The organism is Streptomyces sp. NPDC022910, assembly GCF_055561075.1.
The window spans coordinates 1-8,466 of sequence record NZ_JBVHHL010000115.1; the positions used below are offsets into that span (position 1 = coordinate 1).

Consider the following 8,466-nt stretch of genomic DNA (forward strand, 5'->3'; position numbering starts at 1 on the left):
CCCCCCGAGATCTACTGCCCAACCGGGGAGAAACGCTGTCCACCAGCGGGGAGATTAACTGTCCGCCAGTGGGGAGTTCCTACTGTCCCTTGACAGACGGCACCCGGCTGGAAATCCGCCTCAGCCCAAGCTGCCACGCCGGGTGGATACGCAGCTGGCCCACACACCGCGGTTTCCGTATCGAAATCACTAGCCCTGACGGGCATACTCAGGCCGCCACCGCTCCAACTGCCCTGCCGACGGCCGGAGAGATGGTCACCACCACCATGACCGCCGCTGCACACGCCACGGGACTGCGGTGCTGCTACTACCCCTCGGCCGGCCGACCCGGCCGGGAGTGCTTCAACGCAGGTTCCTGAGCTTGCCTTTATCGGTGATCTTCGGCGCTCCGCCGCGGCATCGGATCTGCCAGGGAAGAGACGCGGCCGGTTTGCTACTACCCGTCCACCACAGAGCGGTGTGCATCGTGAAGTCGCAGGTCACGGGTCTGGTGTGGATGACGAGTTGGGTACTCGCGCCGGTCGGCGGCCGATGGCCATGGCGTAGATCATCGGGCGGGTCCGGTTCCGGCGGTATGCCTGGTTCGGATGCGCCCACGATCGATCCCCGCCTACGATCCGTCAGCAGGTCGGCACGCCATGAGAACGCGGGAGAGTGCGGGGATGCAGGAGCGGCAGTGGATCACCGCTCGCCGGAGCGAACTGGACGCCCTTGCCGACCAGTTGGCCAAGCAGCTTCAAGAGGTCCAGGTCGAGCGGGACGAACTGGCGCTCGCGGAGCGGGTGTTGAACCGCCTGGCCGAGCAGGCCCAGGCCGATGCCGAGGCGGCCGCCCCTGTCGCTCCGGTATCGGCGAAGGTGGCCGGGCGGGCGGTACTGCTCATCCCGCACCGCGGTGACGTGGGGGACGAGGGCGCGCTGCCCGGTGATTACCGCAAGATCCTGGCGATCGTGCGGGAGGCCGACGGCCCGGTGCAGGTCAGGGCGGTCGGTGAGCGGCTGGGCCTGGATGCCTCGGTGCGCGGCAAGCTGGAGCCTTTGCGGGCGAAGATGACCAAGCTCGCCGACCGCGGCTGGCTGCACAAGCGGCCCGACGGGCGGTTCACCGCACGTCCGTGACCGCGTGGGTGGGGCGTAACTGGCGGGCTCCCGGCGGCAGTTGAGTTTTACGCATCCCAGCTCAGAAGCATGATCAAGTTAGAGCTGGCTACGTCTCCGCAGCTCACTGGCCCCCTGTCATTCCTACCGATAGAACTGCAGTATCCCAGGTCAAGGATCTTCTGATATTGCAACTACGCAGGTAACTGACACCCGCGATGTGCCGGCACCGTATCCGGGGCTGGTGACCGTCGGCAGCACAGAGGCGGGCGACTTGCTGCTGCTCAACCTCACAGCCCTGCCCGCGCTGCTGCTGGACGGCAACCCAGTCCACATCACCGAGGTGTGCACCTCGCTCGCCCTGGAACTCGGGATGAGTCCGTGGGCGGCCGACGTCGAGGTCGTCACCGTGGGGTTCGGCGAGGACCTGCCGCAACTGCTGCCCACCGCACGGATCGCCCACATGCGCCAGGCCACGCACGCACTGCGTGATCTGAGCGAACGCCTGCTGGAAGCGCACCAGATGCCCGAAACCCAGTATCAGCCTTATCTGCTGCTGTGCGCGTCCGCCCTGGACGAGGACACGGCCTGGCAGTTCGCCGACGTCATCGACAAGGCAGGCTCGGTGCCCGTCACGCTTATCGCCCCGGCGAGCACCGCGGCCTCTCGCTTCCCCGAGGCGGAGATCCTCAACGCCTCCCTCACCGAGCCACAGACCCTCGACCATGTCGGCACCGACATCACGGTGCAGCGCCTGGAACACACCGCCTACCTGCAGATCACCACCGCGCTGAAGGTGTCCGGACAGCCCTCCCACCCGGCCGAGGGACCCTGGGAGGAAGTCCCGGACGAGCTCGACAGCGTGCCCCAGCCCCCTCCCTGTCAGTCTTTGGTGAGACACCCGGTGCGCCGGGTTATCCTTCCTGGGCGAGACAGGAGTCCAACCCCGTATGACCAGCACGAACGGCCCGATAGCCGAGTCCCAGGACCCGGCACCCAGACCGACCCGCCGCCGCTTCTCCCCGGAGTACAAGCTGCGCATCGTCGCCGAGTACGACGCCGCCCCGACCGGTGAGAAAGGCGCGATCCTGCGCCGTGAGCGGCTGTATCACTCCCACATCATCGAGTGGCGGGCCGCCCGGGACGCCGGGGCGATGGCCACCCTGACCGACCGGCGTACCAGTGCGGCCCGGCCGAAAAAGGCAGCAGAGCAAGCGGAGTTGGAGAAACTGCGGAAGAAGGTCGCCCGGCTGGAGCGCGGACGTGCTGTGTGCCGACATGGATCCCGTCAGCCCGTGGTCAACGAGCACCCTCAACGCGCGGATGCAGGGCCTGCGCAGCTCCCTGGGCAGCGACTCGGCCGGCAACCTCTACGTGCCGCGCCGCAAGGCCGGCGAGGATCCGTACCGGCTCGCTCCCGGCGTACGCTGCGACTGGACCGGTTTCCTCCAGCTCGTCGAACACGCGCTGCCATTGGGCCCGTCCGGCCTGACCGACCTGGAGAGAGCACTCGCTCTGGTGCGGGGCAAGCCGTTCGGCGGCCGGCCGCTGCCCTGGGCCGAGCCCCACGCCCAGGAAATGATCACGCGGATCATCGACGTCGCGCACACCGTGGCCACCTACCGCATCCCCTCAGGCCCCCACCACGACCTCAGCGCCGCCCGCCAGGCCGTCGCCACCGGCCTCGACGCCGACACCACGGCCGAGCTCCTCTATCGGGACTGGATGCGTCTTGAAGCTGCGCGCGGGAACCGCTCCGGACTCCACACCGCGATTACCCGCGTGCAACAAGTCAACCGGGATCTGGACTGCTCGCTGGAGATGGAGACTTCTCAGCTCATCAACGAGCTCCTCAACGGCTCGGGCACGGCGGTGCGCAAGGCCTTGTAGAGGGGTCCCCCGAAGCAGCATCCCAGACATGCCAACGGACCGACGACCGACAGTGGCCGGCCCTGTGCGCAAGGACACGCGATGCGCACTACGGGCGCGGAGCGACGTCCCGGGCCGCGTAGACGAGCCGTTCGCTCAGGGCCGCCTTGCTGGATGCGGGCAGCCGCATGCGCCCCCGTGTTTTCCCGGAAGGGTGCCCGGCCGTGCACCGCATGGCTGCTTGCGCGGCATCGAGACGGTGCCTCCGCATCGAGACCACAAAAGCCCACGGGGGCCTTGCCCACGGCAGGCACGCACCGAACCCGATGCGCTCCGATCAGTGGCGCGGCCGGATACTCGTCACCGCCCTCTTCGACCACCCGGACTGCGCCCCCTACCCGACCAGCGGCAAGACCGTCCGGGACGAGCTCCTCGACACCACGACCAGCGCGTAATCACACCGCCGTGAGAGGGCTGCGGTCTCCTGTCAGGCGTTCTCGTCGTGGATCCGCGCCCCCAGGTTCTCCGCCCACGCCAGCGCCCACATCTTGAGCTCTTCGATCTGCCGGGAGGTGAGCCCGTACGCGGCGTAGTCCTCGTCCTCGTACCAGTCCGCACCGGTGAGCCGGTCACGGAGATTTTCCAGGCTGAATTCATCGGGGGCGCGGCGGCGGCCGAGGGATTCGAGATCGGCGGTGGAGCGGTGGCGGGAGGCGGCCCGGACGTCGATGAGGTCGCGGACGGTCCCGCGGTCGGCGAGCGCGCGGACCTTGGTGCCGATCACGTCGTCAAGGGAGAGGACGGGACCGTAGGGGGTCTGGGCGGGCGGAGCCCAGAATGCCTCCTTGAGGACATCGACCTCGCACTCCTCGCCGGTATCCGGGGCGGTGACAAGGAACCGGCCGCTGAGTGGGTCGGTCTGGACATGTGTGGTCCGCCAGCCACGCGCGGCGAGGCCGGCTGTGAGGGCAGCAACGATCTCGTCCATCGGAGCGGGATTCTCGGTGGCGACGTCGAGATCACGGCTGACGCGTTCGACCAGACCATGGGCCTGCACGGCGTATCCGCCGGTGAGGACCAGAGGATAGGGAGAGCCGAGATCGAGGATATCGGCAAGGAGACGCTCATGAAGCGGGGTGAGCTTCACGCGGCCGTCGTGTCGGCCGGAGCGGTGCGGGGCAGCTCGGGGAAGGCGTCCTCCCAGACCTCGCGGATGTAGGGGCTGACCAGGCGACGCAGAACGGGCCATTGCTCGGCCAGCAGCCGGTGGTGCAGGAAGGCCGCCAGGTCCTGGCGCAGGCCCTCAGCAAGGACGGTCCGGTAGAGGCTCATGCGGGACTTCGGGCGGTCCAGACTGTAGCTGGTCCGCCCGGACCAGACGACGTGGAGCGGCAGGTCGACGGTGCCCTCAACGGGGCCGGCCAGCTCTTCCAGACGCTCGGGCAACCGACTGCGGTAACGGTCCCGCAGTACCTCAGCGCGCAGGGCGGTGGTCGTCACATCCATGCATCCAGTATCGCTGGTACGAGGGGCGCCATGGCAGATACCCGGCTCTCCTGCCGTATGGGTGGGTCAGGCGCCCGTCGATCTCCCCCGGCGTCTCACCGGCGGGCCCCCACACCACATCATCACCCACCCGCAGCCGATCGACGTTCGATGCCGCGTAGTGGCGAGCATGGGCGGTTTCTCACTGCTGTGATCGCGTGTGGTGGCGGGTCAGTGCCTGCCACCGCCGTTCGAAGTCGATGGCCTGCTCGGCGATGTAGTCGGTGGTGAGGGGCTTGTTGTGCTGGGCCGTGATCCCGTGGGCTGCGCACTCCTGCGCAATGGCATCGAGTGATGGCACCTCGTTGCGGACCCGCTGTTCGGCCCAGAGGTTGTAGACACGGAACGGCAGGAGGTAGCGACGCAGGGTGGAAGGGCTGACCGGCTTTCCGCCGCGGCCGGTCATGCCCTTCTTGCTGGCGAGGTAGGCGGAGAGCTGCTCGGCCTTGGGTTCCTCGCCGTGCTCGGTCTGATACTCGGTCCAGGCGAGGTAGTAGCGGTCGACGGTGGTGAGCACGGCGGGCTCCCCGGTCGCGTCGGCCTCGTTCGGCGAGTCGTCGATGGGGGCGCTCACCCGGGGACTGCGCGTCTCCTTGGCGGGGTGCGCACCCGCGCCGGCCGGTGTCTCCACAGACTCGTCCTCGTTCGGGAAGGGCTCGCCGATGGATGCCTGCGCGGCGGGCTCGGTGGCTTCCCCGTCGGCGGGCGACTCCGTCTCGTCGAACTCGCGCTGCCGGAAGGTGGAGACGAAGTACTCCACGTCTGCGCCTGTGATGGGCTGGCCGTTGCCGCTTGTGATCTGGTCCCGTTCGTAGACGTACGCGGCGAGGGCGTCCGCATCGGGGTACGCCCCATGCTCTTGCGCATACGCGAGCCAGGCGTTGTAGAAGTAGTCACCCCATCCGTCGTCGGCGTCGCTCGGGTCTTGGGGCTCGCTCCCGCTGTCAACTGCAGGGGTATGGCGCTGTTTGAGGAGCTGAAGCAGGGGTTCGAGCTGCTCGTCGGACAGTGGCCTGCCGGCCGCGGTGGCGATGCCGTACTGGTCTTGGAGCCACAGAGCGAACTGCGCGCTCGTGGGCTCGAATCCGAAGGCAGCGATCCAGTCCTGGTAGGCGCCTGCGAGGTGTTGGGTGTTCCCTGCGTCCGCCAGGCCGTGCGACGGCTCCCTGGGTGCAGTTCGCGGCTGCTCCACCAGTTGGGGCTGCGCGCCGCGCACCGGCGCCAGTTCCTTCTCCTGGTCGACGGCGGCCTCGAGTTCGGGGCTCTGCCGCTGAGCCGGAACCGGGGTCCGCTCGACGGTGAACTGAATCGGAAGCTCGTCAATGCCCGCAGCGGCCAGACCGGCCGGGGCCGTCTCGGCCAGGGGGACGCCGTAGCGAGCGAGGCGGAGCGGTATCAGCGACTCCACCGGGGCCTTACGGCGCCAGGCGCGGCCGAAGCGGGAGCGGAGGCTGGCCTGGTAGACGAGGCGTTCCTGCTCCAGCTTGATGACCTGCTCGTAGGAACGCAGCTCCCACAGCTTCATGCGGCGCCACAGCAGAAACGTGGGGATCGGCGACAGCAGCCAGCGGGTGAGACGGACGCCTTCCATGTGCTTGTCGGCGGTGATGTCCGCGATCCGGCCGATCGCGTGCCGGGCGGCCTCGACCGCGACGACGAACAGGACCGGGATCACCGCGTGCATGCCCACACCCAGCGGGTCCGGCCAGGCAGCCGCCCCGTTGAAGGCGATGGTGGCGGCCGTCAGCAACCAGGCCGTCTGACGGAGCAAGGGAAAGGGGATACGGATCCAGGTCAGCAGAAGGTCCAGAGCCAGAAGGACACAGATGCCGGCGTCGATACCGACCGGGAAGACGTAGGAGAAGGCGCCGAAACCCTTCTTGACCGCCAGTTCACGGACCGCCGCGTAGGAACCGGTGAAACCGATACCGGCGATGATCACGGCGCCTGCCACGACCACACCGGTGAGGACCCGATGCGCCCGTGCCAGCTGGGGTGCCACACTGTTCCCCGCAACCACGTTCCACTCCCCCATCACGTCTTAGAAACTGAGCTGTTCTCACACTCCCATGACGGGCAGCAGGTAGTGGGCCTGCGGGATCGGCTCGGGGCGAATCGTCCAGAAGTGATCGCTGAGGACCATCTGCGGCCGCTGTGCAACCGGCGCTCCCGTACCGTGCTGCCCTACGTTCGGACAGCAGTACGGCGCCTGACCCGTGAAGGGTCAGGCGCCGCGCACGGTATTCCGTGTGGGAATACGCTGCACCGCTTCCGCGTGGAGTTGAGCCGTTGGGGACCCAGGGCGTCCGCAACCGCAGCAACGCCGCCACGTCCTTCGTTGCGGATCAAGGAATCGCAGCGGGCGCTGCGTGACGATGGGCTCGGACCCACCGCTGTCGAGTGCCTCGCGATCAATCGGACTGGATCACCAAAGCCGTCGGGAGCTGAGCAAACGCATCGCAGACCTGCGGACCGCCGCGCGCTACAGCCAGGAAGCCTTCTGGCGTGCCAAAGGGTGGGCTGCAGCGATCTCCAGCGCATCGAGTCCGGGGAAGCCGACACCCTCTCCGGCGACCTCCTGCGGATCGCGGCCGTCCCCGACACGCGCGTCTCCGTCCTCGTCGATTGACGGCACAGGAAGGCCCCGCCCATCCGCCACGGGGGAAGCAGACGAGCGGGGCCGGTACGGTGTCCTACCAGAGGTAGGAGTGCCGTTCCGGGCTGACGTGCAGTGTGAACTCCTCCAGCCCTGGCGAGCCAGCCGCTTTCCAGCGGCCCAACTGCTCCTCAGCCGTGTCCCAGAGAGATTCCGGCCCGCCCTGCCGCACCGTCCAGTGGCCGCCCTCTTCGTAGAGGGCCGCCCACGACCCGGAGTCCACGTCGATCAGGACGTGCTCCTCGCGCTCGTTCTGCTGGAGTGTCAGCCGCTGCGCGCCCGGTACGGCGGACTGTGCGACGAACCGGGCCCTCCAGTCGTTCAGGATGTCAGCGCCGATGATGGCCTCCCGCTCCTTGCCGGCGCTGAGGTCGGGCAACAGCCCGAGCGGCGGCGGCAGGTGCGGGCGGGCGAGCATGAAGCTGACCTGTCCGCCCAGCAGCGGGCCCGAGGCGGTTCCGTCCTCGTGGACGGTCAGCCGCGCCAGTTCCGAGGCAGCAAGCCAGCCGCCGACGGTGGCCAGGATGAGGCCGCCGGGCCGGGTCTGCTCGATCCACGCCGAGGGCACCGTCCGCACACCACAGGTGGCGATGACCCGGTCATACGGTGCCCCCTCGGCGTGCCCGCGCAGGCCGTCCCCGGTGACGAGCCTGGGGTACAGCCCGAGCCGGCCCAGGGCGGCCCCTGCCCGCGCGGCCACGTCCTCGTCGTACTCGATCGAGGTGACGTTCTCCTCACCGAGGGCGTGACAGAGCAGGGCGGTGGAGTAGCCGGTGCCGGTCCCGATCTCCAGTACCCGCATCCCGTCCTCGGTCTGGAGGGTTTCCAGCATGCGCAGGACGAGGGACGGCAGGGTGCTGGAGCTGGTCGGCGCGCGCATGATCTGGCCGCGGATGTCGGCCGGCACGATGGTGCCCGCGATCTGGGTGACCAGCGACTCGTCCTCGTAGCACGCCTCCAGCCAGCCCGGCTCACCTTCGAGCAGCGGCGCCCAGGCCCCGGCCGTGCCCTCGACGCGCCGGAAAACGCCGCCGTGCAGGAACTCGTGCCGGGGGACGGCCGCGGCCGCCCGCTTCCACGGCTCGGTGCGCAGGCTGCCGCCGGCGGTCAGCGTGTCGATGAGCTGCTGGTGCAGCTTGGCGTGGTCGCTCACGTCGTCCTCTCCAGAAGGTCTGCGAGGGCTGCGCACATCGGCAGACCGGTTCCCTGTCTGTCAGACTCCGGTGAGACCGATGAGGTGCACGTCTCTTTGATCTGATGCAGGGCGAGACAGGACCAGGAACAGCGTGACGATGACCG

7 protein-coding genes and 1 pseudogene are annotated in these 8,466 nt (G+C 68.6%); 4 read left to right on the forward strand and 4 right to left on the reverse strand.

Annotated features, from left to right (window positions below; translation table 11 throughout):
• Positions 1-68: 68 nt before the first annotated feature.
• From ACZ3TS_RS41760 to ACZ3TS_RS41775, 4 genes and pseudogenes are all read left to right on the forward strand, one after another.
• The gene (locus tag ACZ3TS_RS41760) at positions 69-359 is read left to right on the forward strand and encodes a DUF2690 domain-containing protein (RefSeq protein ID WP_467628147.1); all 291 of its coding nucleotides are present in this window, start codon (positions 69-71) and stop codon (positions 357-359) included.
• 303 nt (positions 360-662) lie between these two features.
• Entirely contained in the window at positions 663-1,118 is a 456-nt protein-coding gene (locus tag ACZ3TS_RS41765) for a hypothetical protein (protein ID WP_467628129.1), read from the forward strand.
• Between the two features lie 193 nt (positions 1,119-1,311).
• A pseudogene (locus ACZ3TS_RS41770) lies at positions 1,312-2,987 on the forward strand (bacterial transcriptional activator domain-containing protein); the annotation flags it as partial.
• 305 nt (positions 2,988-3,292) lie between these two features.
• The gene (locus tag ACZ3TS_RS41775) at positions 3,293-3,421 is read left to right on the forward strand and encodes a hypothetical protein (protein WP_467628132.1); all 129 of its coding nucleotides are present in this window, start codon (positions 3,293-3,295) and stop codon (positions 3,419-3,421) included.
• Between the two features lie 32 nt (positions 3,422-3,453).
• Here ACZ3TS_RS41775 and ACZ3TS_RS41780 read toward each other — a convergent pair whose 3' ends face one another.
• The 4 genes from ACZ3TS_RS41780 to tgmC form a co-directional block, all read right to left on the reverse strand.
• Entirely contained in the window at positions 3,454-4,113 is a 660-nt protein-coding gene (locus ACZ3TS_RS41780; RefSeq protein ID WP_467628135.1) for a nucleotidyl transferase AbiEii/AbiGii toxin family protein, read from the reverse strand.
• Positions 4,110-4,472, reverse strand: coding sequence for a hypothetical protein (locus ACZ3TS_RS41785; protein WP_467628138.1), 363 nt, complete (start codon positions 4,470-4,472; stop codon positions 4,110-4,112). Before ACZ3TS_RS41785 ends, ACZ3TS_RS41780 begins: the two co-directional genes overlap by 4 nt.
• 181 nt (positions 4,473-4,653) lie before the next feature.
• Positions 4,654-6,546, reverse strand: coding sequence for a DUF2637 domain-containing protein (locus ACZ3TS_RS41790; RefSeq protein ID WP_467628141.1), 1,893 nt, complete (start codon positions 6,544-6,546; stop codon positions 4,654-4,656).
• 658 nt (positions 6,547-7,204) lie between these two features.
• Positions 7,205-8,320: an ATP-grasp peptide maturase system methyltransferase gene (gene tgmC / locus ACZ3TS_RS41795; protein WP_467628144.1), complete on the reverse strand. Its 1,116-nt coding sequence runs from the start codon at positions 8,318-8,320 to the stop codon at positions 7,205-7,207.
• Positions 8,321-8,466 lie beyond the last annotated feature (146 nt).